Origin of the sequence: Proteus terrae subsp. cibarius (assembly GCF_011045835.1) — a bacterium.
Lineage (GTDB): Bacteria > Pseudomonadota > Gammaproteobacteria > Enterobacterales > Enterobacteriaceae > Proteus > Proteus cibarius.
The window spans coordinates 2,775,089-2,797,121 of sequence record NZ_CP047349.1 but is presented as its reverse complement, the minus strand read 5'-3'; the positions used below and the strand labels follow the sequence as shown (position 1 = coordinate 2,797,121).

The 22,033-nt window shown below is 38.2% G+C and carries 14 protein-coding genes; 3 read left to right on the top strand and 11 right to left on the bottom strand.

Annotation, left to right across the window (positions count from 1 at the left end):
• Nucleotide 1: 1 nt before the first annotated feature.
• From bcsB to bcsR, 4 genes are read right to left on the bottom strand one after another with little or no spacing between them, the layout of a single operon-like run.
• Complete coding sequence (gene bcsB, locus GTH25_RS12990) at nucleotides 2–2,323, bottom strand: cellulose biosynthesis cyclic di-GMP-binding regulatory protein BcsB (protein WP_164530625.1); 2,322 nt, start codon at nucleotides 2,321–2,323, stop codon at nucleotides 2–4.
• Between the two features lie 59 nt (nucleotides 2,324–2,382).
• Nucleotides 2,383–4,926: a UDP-forming cellulose synthase catalytic subunit gene (bcsA, locus tag GTH25_RS12985; protein ID WP_075670938.1), complete on the bottom strand. Its 2,544-nt coding sequence runs from the start codon at nucleotides 4,924–4,926 to the stop codon at nucleotides 2,383–2,385.
• Nucleotides 4,927–4,967: 41 nt separating this feature from the next.
• On the bottom strand, nucleotides 4,968–5,705 hold the full coding sequence (locus GTH25_RS12980; RefSeq protein WP_099659299.1) for a cellulose synthase operon protein YhjQ/BcsQ: 738 nt from the start codon (nucleotides 5,703–5,705) through the stop codon (nucleotides 4,968–4,970).
• Nucleotides 5,706–5,713: 8 nt separating this feature from the next.
• Nucleotides 5,714–5,905: a cellulose biosynthesis protein BcsR gene (bcsR, locus tag GTH25_RS12975; RefSeq protein ID WP_075670743.1), complete on the bottom strand. Its 192-nt coding sequence runs from the start codon at nucleotides 5,903–5,905 to the stop codon at nucleotides 5,714–5,716.
• Nucleotides 5,906–6,761: 856 nt separating this feature from the next.
• On the opposite strand from bcsR, the gene bcsG reads away from it, so the two are divergent.
• A complete protein-coding gene (gene bcsG / locus GTH25_RS12970) occupies nucleotides 6,762–8,495 on the top strand; it encodes a cellulose biosynthesis protein BcsG (RefSeq protein ID WP_099659300.1) in 1,734 nt (577 codons plus the stop codon).
• 176 nt (nucleotides 8,496–8,671) lie between these two features.
• On the opposite strand, the gene metK is transcribed toward bcsG, so the two are convergent.
• The gene (gene metK, locus GTH25_RS12965) at nucleotides 8,672–9,826 is read right to left on the bottom strand and encodes a methionine adenosyltransferase (protein WP_075670747.1); all 1,155 of its coding nucleotides are present in this window, start codon (nucleotides 9,824–9,826) and stop codon (nucleotides 8,672–8,674) included.
• Between the two features lie 689 nt (nucleotides 9,827–10,515).
• Between metK and speA the strand changes: the two genes are divergently transcribed.
• Nucleotides 10,516–12,423: a biosynthetic arginine decarboxylase gene (gene speA / locus GTH25_RS12960; protein ID WP_075670749.1), complete on the top strand. Its 1,908-nt coding sequence runs from the start codon at nucleotides 10,516–10,518 to the stop codon at nucleotides 12,421–12,423.
• A 103-nt stretch (nucleotides 12,424–12,526) separates the two neighbouring features.
• Complete coding sequence (gene speB, locus GTH25_RS12955) at nucleotides 12,527–13,447, top strand: agmatinase (RefSeq protein ID WP_036912424.1); 921 nt, start codon at nucleotides 12,527–12,529, stop codon at nucleotides 13,445–13,447.
• Between the two features lie 102 nt (nucleotides 13,448–13,549).
• On the opposite strand, the gene mutH is transcribed toward speB, so the two are convergent.
• From mutH to leuA, 6 genes are all read right to left on the bottom strand, one after another.
• Nucleotides 13,550–14,227, bottom strand: a complete 678-nt coding sequence (mutH, locus tag GTH25_RS12950) for a DNA mismatch repair endonuclease MutH (protein ID WP_164530624.1) — start codon at nucleotides 14,225–14,227, stop codon at nucleotides 13,550–13,552.
• Nucleotides 14,228–14,850: 623 nt separating this feature from the next.
• Complete coding sequence (gene sgrR / locus GTH25_RS12945; protein WP_075670753.1) at nucleotides 14,851–16,524, bottom strand: HTH-type transcriptional regulator SgrR; 1,674 nt, start codon at nucleotides 16,522–16,524, stop codon at nucleotides 14,851–14,853.
• Between the two features lie 289 nt (nucleotides 16,525–16,813).
• Nucleotides 16,814–17,419, bottom strand: a complete 606-nt coding sequence (leuD, locus tag GTH25_RS12940) for a 3-isopropylmalate dehydratase small subunit (RefSeq protein ID WP_099659304.1) — start codon at nucleotides 17,417–17,419, stop codon at nucleotides 16,814–16,816.
• An 8-nt stretch (nucleotides 17,420–17,427) separates the two neighbouring features.
• On the bottom strand, nucleotides 17,428–18,837 hold the full coding sequence (gene leuC, locus GTH25_RS12935) for a 3-isopropylmalate dehydratase large subunit (RefSeq protein WP_075670757.1): 1,410 nt from the start codon (nucleotides 18,835–18,837) through the stop codon (nucleotides 17,428–17,430).
• A 1-nt stretch (nucleotide 18,838) separates the two neighbouring features.
• Nucleotides 18,839–19,930, bottom strand: a complete 1,092-nt coding sequence (gene leuB / locus GTH25_RS12930; RefSeq protein WP_164530623.1) for a 3-isopropylmalate dehydrogenase — start codon at nucleotides 19,928–19,930, stop codon at nucleotides 18,839–18,841.
• A 2-nt stretch (nucleotides 19,931–19,932) separates the two neighbouring features.
• The gene (leuA, locus tag GTH25_RS12925) at nucleotides 19,933–21,492 is read right to left on the bottom strand and encodes a 2-isopropylmalate synthase (protein WP_023581485.1); all 1,560 of its coding nucleotides are present in this window, start codon (nucleotides 21,490–21,492) and stop codon (nucleotides 19,933–19,935) included.
• Nucleotides 21,493–22,033 lie beyond the last annotated feature (541 nt).

Here is a 22,033-nt window from a genome sequence, read left to right as displayed (position 1 = left end):
CTTAATCCTTAGCCGCTAAACGACGTTGGCTTCTTATTTTCATTGCTCGCCAAATAAGAAGAGAGACAAGAATAATGCCGATAATTGCCGCTAAACCAAGCCATATAGGGTGAGATGCAAACACATACCAAACTTCTTCCCACCAAGGTAAATAACCGACGAAATAAGTGTCACCTACACGCAAGCTATTTACACCAGATTCTCTGACTAATACCACGGAACCATGCATAGCATCACGTTTACCGCTATCACTGAGTGCCTCATTTAACAGTTTGTAACCTTGTGTACTATCAGCTAATAATGCGACAACGCTACGTTGTGAAAAGAATGGAGATTGGAAACCAATAATTGCACCCATTGAGCCTTTAGATATCAGGGAGATCCGGCTATCAGGACGTTTATCAGTGGGTTGATAACTTGTGTGGCTAAAGATACTGATCTCACGAGAAGGCAGAGTGATTTCACTACGAGCTTTATCAATCAGTACATTCATCTGTTTATCATTATTTAATGCCGGTGGAATTGTGCCGATAAGTAGCAGATCCGCATCCCTTTTTTGCACTTCCTCTAATGAATCGGTTAATGAAACGTTTAGTGCAGGATAACCTGTTTGAGCACCGATATTCCCGGTTGAAATTAATAGGGTAGACAACTGAGTTGGCGACGGTTGCTGATTAACAAAAATCAGAGTTTCGGACAGGTCTGCATAACGGCTAAATGGGAAGCCAGCATGACTGTAAACCCGCAAGTCAGGCAGTGCAATGTAATGTCGATAGTCACCAGTAAAATTAAAACTAGATAAATCATCAATCGCGACTGCATTTGGAACAGGTTGATAAGTAATACATTGATCTACTGAACCACCCGGAATAGGGTTGGTGTAATCAAAGGCAAAAGTAATTTGGTTACGTTCACCCAGTTTTACTGCAGGAATATTCAATAAATTCTTATGCTCAATCCAGCCTTGAATAAGCGGTAAATAAGCGATAACAAGATTATCTTTTTTATCTTTTTCTAGAGGATAAGCTTTTATGAAATGATCGTTTACAGAGATAGACATACGAGAGTCATCTTGAAATGCAGGTGCGGTATAGCGATAACGCAATTGCATTTGTAATCCCGTATTATTAAACATAAAGAGATCAGGCGGTAACGTCATATTCAACGTAATAGGATTCGGTTTTAATCCGCGAGATTGCAACTGGCCTTCGTAGTCTTGTAACGTATTAAAATAGATAGGTTTATTCAACTGTACCCATTTGGGCGCATCATAAGGTTCACGAGGGATCAATTTTTCTACTTTATTAATTGTAACGAGATTTCCTCTGAAAATAACTTGTCCACGGGCTATTCCGCTTACGGCAGTGATCAAATCATTATCATCACGCCCCATAATAAGAAGTAATTTAATATAAGGATTGGTTGGGTGTGTCAGCATTTCGATAGTTGGTGCTTTTACATTGGGATGCTGTTTTAAAAATGCGGGTTTTTGTTTATTCGTTGCAAAAACAATACTGTGTTGGTTTGGTAAAGCGTCATAATAAACAGGGTAATTTTGCTTACGCCAATCAACTTGAGTACCAAACCAAGAAGAGAGTATAGCAGCCGCCTTTTGTTGAACTAAATTAGGCGACTGACTGAATACCATCGGCAGTGTTAATTCACCAAAATCACGGCTGTCAAAAAATGGCTCTGGAAAGTGTGCTAATTCATTACCTAAACGGAGTGATTGAAAGGTCAAATTTAATTGACTGCTTTTACTCACATCGAGCCAGAGTGTGGTATTTGCTTGGTTTTCACAAATTTCACGATAATGGCCAATAAAAGAGAGTTTTATATGGTTAAAATCTTGAATAAATAAAGGATCAATCGGTATCGTAATTTGGTTTTTCTTACCTAAATCTTCCTGCTTTAAGGTAATAACTCCCATCAATTCATCATTCAAATAGACATTGAGATGAGATTCCACAGGAAGGAGTGATGGAGACGGTGTAAATTCTAAATCGAGAGTCGCTTTTGAAACATATTCATCACTACGTACACCAAATTCTAAATAGCCGTCAGGGCTAACGCCTGTTAAATGAATAGCGCCATAACTAGGTGCTGTCTCCGCAAATTTTAATATCTTCTGACGAGCAGAAGGTGTGACATCAGCAGAAGGCAGTTGTGTATTTCCAAGCCCTACTTGAGAAATAACTTCAGGAGTCGCTTCTGTTATTGTAACGGGGGGCGCTGAAATATTAGTTTGCGCTTCTTGCGTTTCATCTCCATGAACTGAAGAAGTGAGCATAAATAAGGCAAATATGAGAAAACGTTTTTTCATTATTGTTACCCATGATCTTATTGTTTATGAATAAATTCCCAGAAAACTGAGTTTTTCTTTCAAGACTGATGAAATATTTGTGAAACATTAACGCGTTGAGGGAGTAACGATGAAAGCCATAGCAAAAACAAACCGAGTAAGCGAAATGTGGCGTAAATAAAGTAAGGAGCACGCTTTAACAAGGTGTTATAACCTTGCATGCTGATAAAAATAATATTTTTGAGACTGCTTAAAGGCCTGTCGGCTGGAAGTTCGTTTTGCCAATCAGCCCAAGTATCGGCTCGCTCAAAAGTACAAGCGGTAAATTGGATAGCTTTTTGTGTCGTCATTTCAAGAAGTTGTAACCCAATAATTTGCCCATCAACACGTGAAATATTGGCTTTAAAGGCATATTCACGCTGATTTTCACTGAGTAACAGAGTAAGACTTTCATTTGGAGAGAGTGAAAGAGTGACATGATCAGGTAATAGAATGGCACAGCTATTATCAGAAAAATCATAGAGATAACAGCGATAGAGAGAGCCATTATTTAACAACAACATGGCAGGAACTTTAACGCGAACGCGAGGAAAACGGCGTTGTTGCTTTGTTTCAACAGAAACTGCAATTGCAACACCCAGTAAGATAAGGTTATAGCAAACCCACAATAAACACATAACAACAGCCCAAGCTTCATCAGGATCGCCTGTTGCAATGCGCCAAAAGGCAAACAAAATACCTAGTAAATTCAGGTTGAGAAAGAGTAAATAAGGGCGATTAATTCGCCAATCGACAAAGCCTTCTTCCATCACGCCACCTTTGCCTGTAACGTTGAAAGTTCCTTTATGAGGAGAGAAAAGGGTACTTAACACAGGGCGAGTGGTGTACCACGCCAAAATCGTTTCATAAACTTCACCCCAAAATGAGTGGCGATAAGCACCTTGTAACTTCGCACTTGCGAGTGAAATATGGATCAAATACGGCACAACATAGAGGGCGATGGCAACCGCAGGTGCATAAATGATATAGGCATGGAAAAAAAGAAACGTCAGTGGTGCAAGTAAGAAAACCATCCGTGGAATGCCAGAAAAAAAGTGCAACATCGCATTTAAGTAACAAAGACGTTGTGGCAGGCTCAAACCTTTACCAAAGAGTGGGTTATCAAGGCGGAATATTTGCACCATTCCTCTTGCCCACCGAATACGTTGGCCTATATGCGCGGATAATGATTCAGTCGCTAAACCTGCGGCTTGTGGGATACGAATATAAGCTGATCTCCAGCCATGACGGTGTAAGCGTAATGAGGTATGTGCATCTTCTGTAACCGTTTCAACGGCAATACCACCAATTTCATCCAATGCAGTACGACGTAAAACGGCACATGAACCACAGAAAAACGCTGCATTCCAAGTGTCATTACCATCTTGAACTAATCCGTAAAAGAGTGTGCCTTCATTCGGCGTTTCACGGAAATTACCTAAGTTACGTTCAAAAGGATCGGGTGAGAAAAAATGGTGAGGTGTTTGTACCAATGCCATTTTTTCATCTTTTAAAAACCATCCCATCGTAAATTGTAGAAATGAGCGTGTTGGAATATGGTCACAGTCAAAGATAGCGACAAATTCGCCTGTAGCGAGTGTTAAAGCATGATTGATATTACCTGCTTTAGCAAAATCGTGTTTTTCTCGTGCGATATAACGAATACCCAATTCTTGAGCAAATGCTTTAAATTCAGGACGATCACCATCATCAAGCAGATAAATAGTGAGCTTATCTTTAGGCCAATCTAAATTTAAACTGGCATAGATTGTTGGTTTAACAACTTGTAAATCTTCGTTATAGGTAGGAATGAAAATATCAACACTTTGCCATTGTGTAATGTCTTCAGGCATAGAAACGGGTTTTCGATGCAATGGCCAAATACATTGCATAAAACTGAGGAATAACACACACCAGGCATAAGTTTCAGCCAATAAAAGCAGTAAACCGCAAAATAAGCTGAAATTATCAATCCAATAAAGGGTTGATTGATAACGCCACCAAATATATCGGCATGCAATTGTCAATGCCAACATAACCATTGCGATTGAAGAGAAACGCCCCGGAATATCGCGGATAGCTAAGGCAACTAACCAAAGAACAATTACAAAAACAAACTGGAACGTAAGATCAAACGGCTGAGTGATACTGAGTAAAATAAAGAAAATGGCAAAAATAGCGATGACGGAATAGAGAGCATACTGCCAAAATGGTGTGGTTTTTTTCTTATGTTCAATGATGTCAATTGCGATAGGGGTGACATGAACAAAGAGTTTTTTGTATATTTTTCGAATATAGGAAATTAGTTGAGTGGGTTTTTTAATCAGCAAATGCGCGACATAATGACAGGCTAGCCAAATACTTTGCAACAAATAGCGTAGAGGATCGAAAACTTTGGGGCAACGCGGATCAATATGGGGATATAGCTCTCGTTGTTTTCTGGCAATTCTCCGCCAAAAAGGGGATTCCATCCGTAAAAAAAACCACATAATGCCCATAAATAGCTCGCTAATAATAGCCGCGCTACGAGATGCACCGTTATGGCGATAAAACTTGTAATAACGAATAAGAATGTGTTGTGTCATATTCTTTTCGACTTTTTTCGTAGCATCGTAAGATGATGGCATTATGGCTGTCCTTTTTTCCTCTCAAATAACGAAAAACACCATTGAGCGAGTTGCGATATTTCTTCTACTAACATGCAATTAGCTCGGTAATCATATAAAGGTAAACGTGAGGCACAGGCCTCTAGTGAGGCTTCATCTCGATGAAGAACGACAGGGCATAATGGAAATGGCGTCGTTTGCCAAAATTGATAAAAATCTTGATGAATTTGGCTGGTGGCACGAAATTGGTTAATCAGAACGTATTCATTTTCAATAAATTCGTGCTGGTTAAGGCGAATATGGCAGTTGCTTTCTGCCATTGCTACAGTGAAAAAAATATCCGCTTTTTCTATCCAAGGTGTGAAAAGAGCGTCTTCTGCATGCTGTAAATCCATTAAAATAATGGTATCAGGGTGTAGCTGAATAAATGTCGTTAAAAAATGGCTGAGATGTTGTTTTGCTGAAAATGACAATTGTAAGAGCAAATTATCCTTCATATTAACCAAACCAAAAGGTAACACTTGGTAATGTGGTCGATAGTAAAAAATATTCTCCTCTATTGGTGTTTCTGCTAATAATGCCTGACTTAATGTGGTGTTTTTTTGTTGTGCAGGAAAATAAAAAGACAAAATATTTTCAGTGCAATTATCAATAATAAGCACTTCTTTATTTTGTTGATTAAATTGTCGAGCAAGCGCAATTGCTGTGGACGTTGTACCCGTTCCACCTCTGAGTCCTTTTAATACAATAAGTGGCATAGTTAGCCTCATTTAGTCATGTAATGAAATGCATTAAGTAATGGCCAGCGATAAATAAGCACACTATTTCCTTCTTCTTTATTAATATCCTGATAGTGATAGTTATTTAATGAAAATAAATTTTTTAGTTTATCAATGTCTTTATTTAGATTATTTTTTTCTATTTTTATATTTGAGTTAATAAAACTTTCATTTTTCATTTTAATAATCTCTAAAAAAAGGAAAATAATTTTATATCAAAATTAAAATCTCGATAAAATATTAGTTAATTAATTGTGAATTCTATTTATTTAAGTCTTCTATTTTAGAGTATGCTTTAAATTTCATTATTTCAATTACGTAAAAACACATAAAATAGATATTTTTTATCTTTTTTTTATGAATGATGGTTATCGATTTTCTTTTTTTATTTATATTTCTTTGTTTTTTTAATTACGTTAATTAAATAACAACTGGAAGGGTTTAGCTACAAAATAAAGTAATAAAAAGAAATGTAAATTGGCTGTTTATAACAATATATTAAATTATTCAAATCCGATGATCGTTATTGTATATTGACCTATGTCATTTTTAATATAAAAATCATTATTTTTTAGTCTTTTAGTGATTACTTGTGTTTTTATATTGAGCTTATTGTTTATTTATTGCTATTTATGTTTATTGATTGTTACGTGTTGTTGGTGGTGTGTACTTTGTTTTGTGTTTGTTTCGAAATATAAAAATAAGATAACTCTGTGTTTCATTATTTAATGTAAATAAATCATCATTTTTAAAAATAGACGCTATTATATAAATAGAACGTTGATTGTTTTATTTTTAAATACAGCTTAAATAAGTTGGTTTTTGTCATTATCTTTATTTTATATGAGAGGTCAGTATTTCCTGATGAGATTTTTTGTTTTTTTTATTTAAGGGTTTTTACTTGGTTTTAAATGAATATTCTCTTATATGTTTATTTAGTAGTTAATTAAATATCAGAAGTAATAAAAAGACAGATATGAGTAATCATATAACTGTCGAGTTGGATTTATTTATACTAAAGAGTAGGAAATCAAAATGAACAAATCTAATACAACCCAGTTCGATTTTTTACATTACTGGCATGGGTTGGGGGCATGGAATTTCTATTTTTTACTAAAGTTTGTTTTACTTTGGTATGGTTATTTAAATTTTGATGCTTTTAGCAATTTACTTTTTCTTGCCTTTTTATTATTCCCATTACCAAAAAATATTTGGCATAAAATGCGTAATTGGGCCGCTATCCCAATAGGGATAATATTATTTTACCACGATACTTGGTTACCCAGCTTTTCAACGGTTCTTGCACAAGGTGGACAGCTTAAACAGTTTTCCTTTGATTATCTTGTTGAGTTAACTGTTAACTTTATTAATATTAAAATGATAGGTGTCGCCTTTATTTTGTTAGTGGGCTACCTTTTTATTGAACAGTGGATGAGGGTATCCGTTTTTATTATTGCGGGGGTATTGTGGCTAAATCTTGGTGGGTTTACTCATTTTTCTCAAGGTGTAGTGCCTGCTGTTTCCGCTAATTCTTTTATGCAAGAAAGTAACATTAGTACAGAAAAAAACACGGTAGTAGCCAAAGCGCCTGAAGTATTACCAGCATCAGTTGAACCGCAAGTTTCTCCTGAAGTTGTACCGACTAAAGAAGCTATTAATACTGTTTATCCACCACAAAAACTGAAGGTCAATAATAAGGTATTGGATGATTGGTTAACACAGTTTTATGCTTATGAGAAAAAACGTACAACACCATTTCCTGCGCAGTTAGCAGCCAATGCTCAGCCTTTTGATATCTTAATTATTAATATTTGTTCACTTTCTACTGCTGATGCGGCAGCTGTTGGGCTACAAGAACACCCTATTTGGGGTAACTTTGATGTGTTATTTAGTCAATTTAATACCGTATCTTCTTATAGCGGTCCTGCATCATTAAGATTATTACGCGCGAGTTGTGGCCAGACTCACCACTCTGATTTATACGATCCCGCAGATGCACAATGTTTGCTGATGAATAATCTGGCTTCGTTGGGATTTGCCAAGAAATTGGTTCTCGATCATAACGGGAAATTTGGTAATTACCTTAAAGAAGTTCAGCAACTCGGTGATCTTAATATCGCTTTACAAGATCAAGAAAATCTTTCTCATCAAATTACCGCATTTGATGGCACCAAAATTTACAACGATAAGGAAACATTACAACGTTGGTTGAAAGCGCGTGAACAGTCTAATGAGAGTCGCTCTGTAACCTTTGTGAACTTGGTGTCATTACATGATGGTAACCGTTATGTAGGCGAAAATAGCACTGCTGATTACGGCAAACGCGCTTCTACATTACTTGATAACTTAGATGGTTTTATGAATGAGCTTGATAAGAAAGGAAGAAAAGTGATGGTGGTGATCGTGCCTGAGCATGGTGCAGCGTTACAAGGTGATAAGACACAAATGTCAGGGTTAAGAGATATTCCAAGCCAAAGTATTACTACCGTTCCTGTTGGTATCCGTTTCACCGGAATAAAAGATAGAGCACAATTTTATCCTCCTGTGATTGTCGATGAACCTAGCAGCTATTTGGCTATTTCTGAACTTATTTCTCGTAATGTGAATGGTGATGTTTTTAACCAATCTGTTATTGATTGGAATAAATTAGCCAGTGAGCTTCCTCAAACTGCCAATGTCGCGGAAAACCAAGCTACGGTTGTGGTTGATTATCAAGGGCAGTCTTATATCAAGTTAAATGGAGGTGAGTGGATTAATTATCCTAACTAATTTTTTATAGGAAACAGTTTCATCATAAATTTATGTTCTCGTTTTCTCCTATTGAGACCCCCGTATGATTGCGGGGTTTTTTTATGAGGTTTATAAATAGAAGCCCATAAAAAAACCACATCTATTCCTGATGTGGTCTTATCAAAATCAATTACGTGATGTTATTGGCAAGAGACTTATTTTAAGCCTGCTGCTTCACGTAAGATTTCAGCTTTATCTGTTGCTTCCCAAGGGAATTCAGGGCGACCAAAGTGACCGTAAGCAGCCGTTTTTTGGTAGATTGGGTGCAGTAAATCTAACATTTGAATTAATCCGTAAGGACGTAAGTCAAAGAATTCACGCACTAACAAGATAAGCTGTGCTGTTGGGACTTTTTCAGTACCAAATGTTTCTACCATAATTGATGTTGGCTCTGCCACACCGATTGCGTAAGAAACTTGAATTTCACAACGATCGGCTAAACCTGCTGCCACGATATTTTTAGCAACGTAACGAGCAGCATAAGCTGCTGAACGGTCAACTTTCGATGGATCTTTACCAGAGAAAGCACCGCCACCATGACGAGCCATACCGCCATAAGTATCAACAATGATTTTACGACCGGTTAAACCACAGTCACCCATTGGTCCACCGATAACAAAACGGCCTGTTGGGTTGATGAAATATTTAGTTTGTTCATTTAACCATTCTGCTGGCAGTATAGGTTTAATGATCTCTTCCATCACTGCTTCATGCAGATCTTTTTGTGAAATTTCTTCAGAATGCTGAGTTGATAATACAACAGCATCAATACCAACAACTTTATTGTTGTCGTATTGAAAGGTAATTTGGCTTTTCGCATCAGGACGTAACCAAGGTAAAGTGCCACTTTTACGCACTTGTGCTTGGCGTTGAACTAAACGATGAGCATAAGTAATTGGAGCTGGCATTAATACGTCAGTTTCGTTGGTCGCATAACCAAACATTAAACCTTGGTCGCCAGCGCCTTGTTCTAATGGATTTGCACGGTCAACGCCTTGGTTGATATCAGGTGATTGTTTACCAATCGCACTGATAACTGCGCAGGAATTAGCATCAAAGCCCATGTCGGAACTGGTATAGCCGATTTCACGAACAGTGTTACGTGTAATTTCTTCGATATCGACCCAAGCTTTGGTGGTAATTTCTCCGCCTACCATAACCATGCCTGTCTTAACGTAAGTTTCGCAGGCAACGCGTGCTTTTGGATCTTGTTCTAAAATTGCATCCAGAACAGCATCAGAAATCTGATCTGCAATTTTATCTGGATGACCTTCTGAGACTGATTCAGAAGTAAAAAGGTGTGTAGTCATTATATCTCGTTACCTTAATACAAACGGTTTAAGGATGGATGTTTTAACATCTAGACGTCTATTTTATGACTCTTCTCTCTTTAATTCCAGCTTTTTTTAATCAAATATAGGGATAAAGCAGAATCAAACAGTTAATCTTATTCTTTATTGCCCACTATTTTTGTATCAAGAAAATAGAGATGAGAGAAAAAAAAGTTTTTTGTACTTTTTGCTTTGCATTTTTAACTAACTAAAGGTATAACCTCGCGGTTACTGTGAAATCTGAACACAGTGTAAACCGCAGGATTTCTGATCCTGTTTCTCTGTTAGGGAAATGGCTTATAGGTTTAAGCCATGTGTGGAGTGAATGGGTAATGATCCATTGTCTACAGGTTAGTCTTTTCAAAAACCAAAACAGTACTCGTCAATACTATACACGTAGTATATCTAGAGTGATTTCCTCTTTGAGCTCTTTCTCTTTAGAGCGAAGTTGTCTGTTACTTGCCAATAGGTGATTGTGTTAACTCGTTATAGGTTAACTCGAGAACTTTCTACTATTATGTCCTGCGTATAGCTGGATAATCATATAAAAATATATAGTGAGCCATTACTTCCAACTGTTATTTATCAGTCGTTTCAGATTTTTGTCGGATAATTGACTACTATGGTGACAGGCAAGGTATAAACTCATACTCCCTAAGGAGAATGTCATGAATGATAACATCGCTCGTAAGATGCAGCAGACCTATAATATTGCATATTGGGGTGGCGGTTACTATTTAGCGAATAATCGGGGAAATATTAGCGTTTGTCCTAATCCTGATGTTCCTGATGCAACTTTTGATTTAACCGAATTGGTTAAACGAGTTCAAGAAGAGCAATCGAACCTGCGTTTACCAGCGCTTTTTTGCTTCCCTCAAATACTACAACATCGTTTACGTTCGATTAATGCCGCGTTTCATCGTGCGCGTGAATCTTATGGTTATAAAGGTGACTATTTTTTAGTTTATCCAATTAAAGTTAACCAACAACGTCGTGTTATTGAGTCATTAGTAAATGCAGGAGAGCCTTTAGGCCTAGAGGCTGGCTCTAAAGCAGAATTAATGGCAGTACTTGCTCATGCTAATATGACAAGTTCTGTGATTGTTTGTAATGGTTATAAAGACCGTGAGTATATTCGTCTAGCACTCACTGGTGAAAAACTTGGGCATAAAGTTTTCTTAGTCATTGAGAAAATGTCTGAGATTAAAATGGTTCTTGAAGAAGCTGAACGTTTAGAAGTTATTCCACGCTTAGGCGTTCGCGCTCGTCTTGCTTCTCAGGGATCAGGCAAATGGCAGGCAAGTGGTGGTGAAAAATCAAAATTTGGTTTAGCCGCGACACAAGTTCTGCAATTAATTGATATGTTACGCCAAGCTGACCGCTTAGATAGCCTGCAATTACTGCATTTCCATTTGGGATCACAAATGGCGAATATCCGTGATATCGCAACTGGTGTTCGTGAATCTGCACGCTTCTATGTTGAACTGCATAAACTGGGCGTGAATATTCAGTATTTCGATGTGGGTGGTGGTTTAGGTGTGGACTATGAAGGTACACGCTCACAATCTGATTGCTCTGTTAACTATGGCCTTAATGAATATGCGAATAACGTTATTTGGGCGATAGGTGACGCGTGTGATGAAAATGATTTACCACATCCAACCGTTATTACTGAATCAGGTCGTGCATTAACCGCACACCATACTGTATTAATTTCTAATGTGATTGGTGTTGAACGTAATGAATTTACGGCAATTACACCACCTGAAGATGATGCTGCAAGACCGATTGCAAGTCTTTGGGAAACATGGGAAGAGATGCAAACAAAGGGGCATAGCCGTTCATTACGTGAATGGTTACACGATAGCCAATTAGACTTACATGATGTGCATACTCAATATGTTCACGGTATGTTAAGCCTGACAGAGCGTGCATGGGCAGAAGAGCTGTATTTGAATATCTGTCGTCGTATTCAGTACGATTTAGATCCAAGCAATCGTGCCCATCGTCCTATTATTGATGAGTTACAAGAACGTATGTCAGATAAGTTCTATGTTAACTTCTCATTGTTCCAATCTTTACCTGATGCATGGGGTATTGACCAGTTATTCCCAGTATTACCGATTGAAGGGTTAGATAAACCACTCGATCGTCGCGCTGTGTTACTCGATATCACTTGTGACTCAGATGGTATTATTGACCATTATGTTGATGGTGATGGTGTTGAAACAACAATGCCAATGCCAGCTTATGATCCTGAATATCCACCAATGATCGGCTTCTTTATGGTAGGGGCTTATCAGGAAATTTTAGGCAATATGCATAACTTATTTGGTGATACGGCAGCTGTTGACGTTTACCTTGATGAGAAAGGCAATTTAACTTACGTGCAAAGTGAAGAGGGCGACACAGTTGCTGATATGCTTCAGTACGTTAAGTTAAATCCTACCGTGCTGTTAGATCGTTTCCGCACCCAAGTAAAAAATGCACAGTTAGATGAAGCGTTACAAGAGCAATTCCTGACTGAATTTGAAAGTGGTTTATACGGTTATACGTATCTGGAAGAAGAAGAGTAATTCTTCACTTTCCAATGCAGGAGTGATGTTATTAAACATCACTCTTTATCTATCATATTGATTTGTATGTTGCTTATTTTAAATAAGTAACAGAGGTAATAGCATGAAAAATAGTACGTTAGGTAATGAGACTGATAATTCATTGATCTCTAATGCATTTGGTTTTTTACGTTTTCCACTGAATTTTCAGCCTTATAGCAGTGATGCAGATTGGGTTATTACGGGTGTGCCTTTTGATATGGCAACATCGGGTCGTGCAGGAACTCGTCATGGACCAGGTGCTATTCGTCAAATTTCAACGAATTTAGCGTGGGAAGGTAATCGCTGGCCGTGGGATTTTGATATGCGTGAACGTTTAAGCGTTGTCGATTGTGGTGACTTAGTGTTTAACTTCGGTGATGCACAAGATATGAGCGATAAATTACAAGCTCATACAGAGAAGTTATTAGCCGCAGGTAAAAAGTGCTTAACGTTTGGTGGTGACCATTTTGTCACATTACCTTTATTACGTGCCCATGCAAAACACTTCGGTAAGATGGCATTAGTTCATTTTGATGCGCATACTGATACTTATGGTAATGGCAGTAAATTTGACCACGGTACAATGTTCTTTCATGCACCAAATGAAGGATTAATCGATCCTAACCACTCTGTTCAAATAGGTATTCGTACTGATCATGACAGTGATAATGGTTTCACTGTATTGGATGCCGCACAAGTTAACGATCGTGGTGTAACTGATCTTGTTGATCAGATCAAAGGTATTGTTGGTGATCTGCCTGTTTATCTGACTTTTGATATCGACTGTCTTGATCCTGCGTTTGCACCAGGAACAGGAACACCTGTTGTAGGCGGTTTAACAACAGATAAAGCACTGAAGATCTTACGTGCATTACAACCGTTAAATATTGTCGGCATGGATTTAGTTGAAGTTTCTCCAGCTTATGATCAATCGGATATTACAGCACTTGCAGGAGCAACTATTGCTCTTGATATGTTATATCTGCAAGCAGCAAAAAAATAATTTCTGTTAACCCCAGATAATAAAGATAAAGCGATATCTATTAGGTATCGCTTTTTTTACATCTTATCTATGTACAAATTAAGTATTTTTGAGAGCTAAGAATTAAAGCTGAAAATAACGAGCAAGCAGAGGAGCGGTAAAATTCTTTTTTAAATAGAAGCCTCTGGGTAAGGTCATAATACGTTGTCCATCTTCACCAATAGCTTCTGTTAATGCTTTACTGTTTGCGGCTTTGGGACGGATTTGTAAGACTTGTCCGTGACGTGCGGTAATGCTTTCTACTTTACCTAACACAATCATATCCATTAGCTCCTCCCAATCATGACGTAATAGTTCTTCTTCAGTACTATTTGGGCTCCAAAGTAACGGAGAGGCGACGCGACGTTGTGCTAATGGTATTTCCCTTTCTCCTTCAACAGGTACCCATAACACTTTTGAGAGCTTACGTTTTACATGGCTATTTTTCCATGTAATACCACTGTTTCCGGTCAACGCTGCGACACAGACAAAAGTGGTTTCTAAAGGCATACCCAATCTATCAATTGGAATTGTTTTTAGCTCAATGCCCAATTCACTGAAATCTTGTTCAGGTTTGCTGCCTGCACTTGCGCCTAAATAATATTCCAACAACATACCTACCCAACCTTTATCTCTTTTAAGATCGTTTGGGATAGGGAGTTGTGCAAAAGTGGCAAGTTCACCAAAAGTATAACCCGCAAGCGCTTTTGCTCGTTCGAATAAAACCTGCTCATTTTCGGGGGCGACTGGTGGTGTAAACATAGTTATTATCTTCTTGTATAAATAATAGACAGAAAAAACGGATTATTGATAACGCATTTAGCTTTATTTTATTTAAATCATAATAGCATGATATATCATCATTTTTTTGAGTTAATTCGCTAATTGAAATTTATAATTCCAAGTTGTGCACGGTTATCCTGAAATCATAAACAGGCTTTTACACTAGGTTATCCACAGCTTTATGGGATAACTCACAGAAAGTGAGATCACTGTTCTGATTTACAGCCTTGACTTTTACAGATATTTGCCAAAATTATCCTATTTTGTCTAACTAATCGGCATAACCTGTGGATAAAACACCCTGCGATTATTTTTTGTACGATTTAAGCGAGGGGGTCTTTTAATTGTTTTATCCAATCGCTGAAATAGGCATTAAAATTTGGCTACTAATTTGAATTATAAGTGATATTTTAAAAATTGTATCAACAGCCTTCCTAACAATACAAAAACTATACCCTGATTATCTCACTCTTTTTCACATAGATATCCACAGAAAAAGTGAATAAATCCCCTAAGTGTTTATGTGGGTGTTTATAACTTTCAAGATTTCTGTGAATTAACACAAATAATGGTTAATTTGAACACTGAAAAGAGATGATAACCTATTTTAGTGTATCGATATCAGGCGTAAACCATGCTGATTTAAAATCAAACCAGCCAAAGGTATTCATTTTGACACCTCGTATGGTTCTCTGCCCTTGTAGCTCTAGTAAATGGTGAAATAGAGGATAAAGCCAAATATCTTGTGTTAATTGGCGACACCACTCTTCCAGTGGCAAGGATTTTTGGTGCCATAGTGTGAGCTCTTGTGAAAACGATGCTCCCAGACATTGGTGAAAGAGGGGTAATTCATAAAGTGCGGCAAAAATTGAGAACTCTAAAGGCTTATAAAAATTCACTGTCGCTAACCAAATATCACTGTCAGCTTCACCGTAATACCATTGCTCATAATCAAGCACTTGAATGGTAAGTTCGATATCATACTGAGATAAAATACTTTTTATTAAATCTGCAATAGTGCTGTATTCATGATGCTCTTTATAAAGAGTGACGGTCAGTTTTGTTAATGAAGCCGGTTTGGGATGTTGGCGGATTAATTTACTGTGATGCCAATGAAGTAATAATCCATAAGCAGGAGACCAATGGCGTTGATAGAAAGGATCACAATGTGTCAGCATATTAACAGGGGTTAATACACTGCTTAACCATTCCCTTATTTCAGTCTGTTGACACTGCTTTGAGCGACTATCATAGAGAAGGAAATAACATCCTTCCTCTTTACGGCTTTCTAGCGAATCTTTATTAGTATCATCATCTGTTAAATGAATAGTTGAACAGACCATTTTGTTATTCAGTTCTGGAACTACCCAAATATCAATTTCATCTAATAATGCCCGTAAGCCAAAATAGCGATTAAAGGCTTTGATTTGCAGCTTATGTTTATCATTAGCGATAACTTGATAGGCACCTGTACCAACAGGACGTTGTGCAAAAGAAGGGAGTGATGCCCATTCTTGCGGTAAAATAACGGCTTGTGGACTTCCTAATAACGTTGCAAATTGCTTATCAGCTTCGCTTAAGAAAATATCTAGCACATAAGGTTGAGGCGAGGAAATTTGTTCTATATGCGCATAAAGAGGATTGCAGTGTTTCATTCTCATTAAAGAAGCACTGATATCTTCAAGGGTGAGCTCACGACCATGATGGAAATAGATAGAAGGACGTAAATAAAATCGCCAATGTTGCTCTGTGATCATTTGCCAATGATGAGCTAACTCGGCTTCGACTTCCCCATTTTCCTCTTTTAGATGCACTAATGAATTAAATATCTGACTCATTAAATGCAATTCAGAACGTCTTAATGGTGTTCCCGGTAATAAATTCCTAAAAGGACGATAGTAAATAATACGCAGTAATTGTTGACCAGGATGAAAGCTTTTTTCAATCTGTGAAAGCACCATTTGGCGAACTGAATCTTTATCACCCATTAATGCGACAAGCTTTTCAATATCATTCTCTGCTATCAGTCTTTCAGCGCGATTTTGTTGGATCTCAAGTGCATTAGAATGAAAAATAAGTGTGGATTTTTTACCTCGACCGACTTCTGCTTGCCAATTTATCCAACCTATTTCTTGCATCTTATTTAATAAAGAGCGGACATGACGACGCGTGCAATGCAGAGTTTGTGCTAATTCTTGTAACGTTGTTTCGGTTGCTTTCCCCTGAAAGGCTTGCCATAAGCGAATAAATTGTAACTCTAAGCGGGGTGATGTCATAAAAGAGGAAATCCCTTGATAAAGTGATCAATTTTAATTTCCTTATATTAGACCGATAATGATTGTGTTTAAAGTTAGCTCTCATGTTAGTTATCACAAATTACGAATACTGACAGACTCCCCCATTTGAGCATTCGGTGATTACCGGCCAGTGATAATTTATCACTGGCTTTTTTATTGGCTATTTATAGGAAGGGGTTTTGGGGCAAAAAAAAGCCGTAAACGAATTTACGGCAAGAATGACAAAGTAAACATCACAGAAAGTAGAAGAAGGTGAAAATTGCTCTAATTAGCGCATAAAGGCAGGTTGTTTTGCCTCGTAAGCACTAATATCATCTTGGTGTTGCAGTGTTAATCCAATGCTGTCTAACCCTTCAATCATGCAGTGGCGGCGAAATGAATCGATTTCAAAAGAGAAATGTAATTCACCCGCTCTGACCTCTTGTGCCACTAAATCTACGGTAATGGGTGTGCCTGCATGTTCTTTTACCCAATCAAATAATTGTGAGACTTCATCATCACTTAATTTGATTGGTAATAATTGATTGTTAAATGAATTCCCGTAAAAAATATCAGCAAAACTAGGGGCGATAACAGCGTGAAAACCATAATCAGTTAATGCCCAAGGCGCGTGTTCACGAGATGATCCACAACCAAAGTTTTCTCGTGCCAATAAAATAGAAGCACCTTGGTAAATTGGCTGATTCAAAATAAACGCAGGATTAGGCTTAGTGCCTTCATCATCCAAAAAACGCCAATCATGAAATAGGTGCTTACCAAAGCCAGTACGTGTTACTTTCTGCAAAAATTGCTTAGGAATAATGGCGTCGGTATCTACATTTGCTGCATCTAAAGGAACCGCAATACCCGTGTGTTGAGTAAATTTATTCATTATGTTCTCCCTTAAGATGCCACAGAAAATGTACGAATATCTGCAAAATGACCATTAATCGCTGCCGCTGCCGCCATTGCAGGACTGACTAAGTGTGTTCGGCCTCCACGACCTTGGCGACCTTCAAAATTACGATTGCTGGTGGATGCGCAACGTTCGCCCGGATTTAATCGGTCGTTATTCATCGCTAAACACATTGAACAGCCCGGTAAACGCCATTCAAAACCTGCTTCAATAAAGATTTTATCTAAGCCTTCTGCTTCAGCTTGCGCTTTAACAGGGCCTGAACCCGGAACTACAATCGCTTGAACATGAGGCGCAACTTTATGGCCTTTTGCGATTTCAGCAGCTGCTCGTAAATCTTCAATACGTGAGTTTGTACAAGAGCCAATAAAGACTTTATCGATAGTGACATCTGTTAAGTTGACGCCTTCATTTAATCCCATATAGGCCAAGGCTTTTTCAGCAGAAGCGCGTTCAACGGGATCATTAAAGCTATTTAATAATGGGACTATTTGGTCAATAGCAATAACTTGCCCTGGATTGGTACCCCATGTGACTTGTGGCGCAATATCAGCCGCATTAATAGTGACTGTGGCATCGAAAGTTGCATCATTGTCAGATTTTAAGGTTCTCCAATAAGCGACGGCTTCATCCCAAGATTGATCTTTAGGTGCAAATTGACGCCCTTTTAAGTAGTCAAAAGTGGTGTCATCTGGCGCTACTAAGCCTGCTTTAGCCCCCATTTCAATCGCCATATTGCATAAAGTCATTCGACCTTCCATGCTTAATGCTTCAATGGCTTCACCTGCAAACTCAACGATATAGCCCGTACCACCGGCACTACCTAATTTGCCGATAATGGCTAATACGATATCTTTCGCCGTGATCCCAATAGCGGTTTTACCCTGAACTTCAATTTTTAATGTTTTAGCGCGAGACTGTTTTAAAGTTTGAGTTGCTAAAACGTGTTCAACTTCTGAAGTTCCAATACCAAAAGCTAATGAACCAAAGGCACCATGAGTTGCAGTATGTGAGTCACCACAAACAATGGTCATTCCCGGTAAGGTTAAGCCTTGCTCTGGCCCCATTACGTGAACAATCCCTTGATAAGGATGGTTTAAGTCATACAGCGTAACGCCAAATTCTTGGCAGTTTTTCATCAACTCTTGCATTTGAATTCTCGCCATATCACCACAAGCATTAATATCTTTAGTTTGAGTTGATACGTTGTGATCCATTGTTGCAAAGGTTTTATTCGGTTGACGGACAGGGCGACCTTTTGTTCTTAACCCATCAAAGGCTTGAGGTGATGTCACTTCATGCACTAAATGTCTATCGATATACAAAATGGGTGTTTCATCACTCACTTCTCTGACAACATGTGCATCATAAATTTTTTGATATAATGTTTTACCCATGTTATGCCCCTTCACGAATATACTGAGCGATACGATCACCCATTTCGGCGGTTGTGATTGCGCTGCCATTGCCGGCTAAATCTGCGGTGCGATAGCCTTCTGCTAATACTTGAGTGATTGCATCTTCAATAGCTTGAGCTGCATTATCTTCATTAAAGCTATAGCGTAATAACAGTGCGGCAGACATAATTTGTGCAATTGGGTTTGCAATGTTTTTACCTGCTATATCAGGCGCAGAGCCTCCTGCGGGTTCATATAAACCAAAGCGCTCTTCGTTAACACTGGCAGATGGTAACATCCCCATAGAGCCTGTGATCATTGCGCATTCATCCGATAAAATATCGCCAAAAATATTGGAGCACAGCAACACATCGAATTGAGAAGGATCTTTAATTAACTGCATTGTTGCGTTATCAATATACATATGCTGAATTTCAACATCTGGATATTCTTTTGCGATCCCAGTGACAACTTCACGCCATAAAATAGAGCTTTGTAATACGTTAGCTTTATCAATAGAGGTTACTTTATGACGGCGTTTACGTGCCGATTCAAATGCAAAGCGTGCAATACGTTCAATCTCATAACGATGATAAACTTCAGTATCAAAAGCACGCTCTTGTGCGCCTTCACCTTCACGACCTTTAGGCTGACCGAAGTAGATACCGCCTGTTAATTCACGTACACATAAAATATCAAAACCACGTTGGGCGATATCAGAACGTAATGGGCAGTAGGCTTCTAAGCCTTCATATAAGCGTGCTGGGCGTAAATTGCAGAACAATTTAAAATGCTTGCGTAATGGCAATAAAGCCCCACGTTCTGGCTGTTCATTTGCAGGTAAATGTTCCCATTTAGGGCCACCTACTGAACCAAATAAAATTGCATCAGCTTGTTCACAACCAGCTAAGGTATCTGCTGGTAACGGAGTGCCATGATTATCAATGGCAATGCCACCGATATCATATTCTTTTGTTGTGATATTAAGTGAGAAACGCTCACTGATCGCCTTCATCACTTTTTGTGCTTGAGCCATGACTTCAGGGCCAATACCATCTCCGGGTAATACTGCAATATGATAATTTTTTGACATAATTAAACCGCTTCTTGTGTTGTATGTTGTTTGCGTTTTTCTATTTCGACTTGCTCTGAGCGCCAAATGCTATTGATAACGTGGATCATGGCATTCGCGGATGAACCTACGATGTCAGTTTCTAAACCCATTCCATGAAATTTACGTCCTTGATATTCAACGACGATGTCAACTTGTCCTAAAGCGTCCCTACCTTCACCTTTAGCGGTTAATTGGTAAGTGACTAATTTTAATGGATAACCTGTTGCACGAGAGATAGCTTGATAAACTGCATCAACGGGACCATTACCGGTAGCTGCTTCAGTAATTTCTTTGTCACCATGGGTAATACTGACACTTGCTGTAGCAACGGTTGATGAACCCGATTGAGTATTAAAATAGTTCATTACAAACTCATCAGGCTCTTGTTGCTGTTGTCCCATAAATGCTAAAGCTTCTAAATCGTAATCAAAGACTTGGCCTTTTTTATCGGCTAAACGTAAGAAGGCAGAATATAAAGTATCCAAGTTATAATCTGTTTCGCGATAACCCATCTCTTCCATTCGGTGTTTAACTGCAGCACGGCCTGAGCGAGAAGTTAAATTCAATTGCACTTCTTTTAATCCGATAGATTCTGGTGTCATGATTTCGTAGGTTTCGCGATTTTTCAAAACGCCATCTTGGTGAATACCCGATGAATGCGCGAATGCATTGGAGCCAACAACAGATTTATTAGCATGAATTGGCGTATTACATAATTGGCTGACTAATTGACTGGTACGATAAATTTCTTTGTGATTAATCCGTGTTTGAACATTCATCATTTGTTCACGGACTTTTATCGCCATAATGACTTCTTCTAATGCACAGTTGCCCGCGCGCTCGCCTAAGCCATTAATTGTCCCTTCTACTTGTCTTGCACCTGCTTGTACTGCGGTAATTGAGTTAGCAACTGCCATGCCTAAATCATCATGACAATGAACAGAAATAATAGCTTTATCAATATTGGGAACACGCTCAAACAAGTTGGTGATAATGCCACCAAATTGATAAGGAGTTGTATAACCTACGGTATCTGGAATATTAATGGTGGTTGCGCCAGCATTAATTGCACTTTCAACAATTCGACATAAATTATCGATATGAGTACGACCTGCATCTTCGCAAGAGAATTCCACGTCATCGGTGTAGCGACGTGCGCGCTTTATCGAATTCACGCCCATCTCAATAATATCTTCGAATGATTTTTTTAATTTGTGTTCAGCATGCAATGCCGAGGTTGCCAAGAATACGTGGATACGAAAAGCTTCAGCGACTTTTAAAGACTCTGCTGCAACATCAATATCGTTATCAACACAGCGTGCTAATGCACAAATACGGCTATTTTTGATTTCGCGTGCAATGGTTTGGACGGATTCAAAATCACCAGGAGAAGAAACAGGAAAGCCCGCTTCAATGATATCCACACCTAAACGCTCTAAAGCGTAAGCAATTTGTAACTTCTCTTTTACGCTTAAGCTCGCCTGCAATGCTTGTTCGCCATCTCTCAATGTGGTATCAAAAATAATCACGTCGTTGCTCATAATCTGTTCCTTTCTCTTTTTATTGGCTGTTTGCGCTCTCCCAGGTATAAAAAAACCCGCGACTAGCGCGGGTTTTCTCTCTAAGGGCAGGTGTGTTTCACTTTTTACCCATAAGCCGACCGCGCATAAAAGTTGCGAGTAGTAGTAGGCTTGATAGTAAAATTGCGTTTAACATGAAACATCCTTAGATAAGTTCTCAATAATCTGTATTTATTGATACCTAATACCAATAAAGATGTCAAGCGTTGGAATTTATTAATTCATTTATGAGTGTTATTTATAAAATATATATAGTGATTCTGACTAATATCTAAATTTTTACTAATGATTATAACTATTAAGTATTCATTGATTGGGTTAATGTGCCATACGTTGTTTGAAAAAGAGTGAAATGAAAAATTAAACGATTGTTTGCTTTTTTTTTAACCAGCTAGTTGAGAGAGAGAAAAGAGCCAGTTAGAGAGGGGAAGATTGAGGAATGTGAGCAACGTTTTGAATGTAAGAATAAAAATCATTGTATTATTAATGATGATGGCTATCA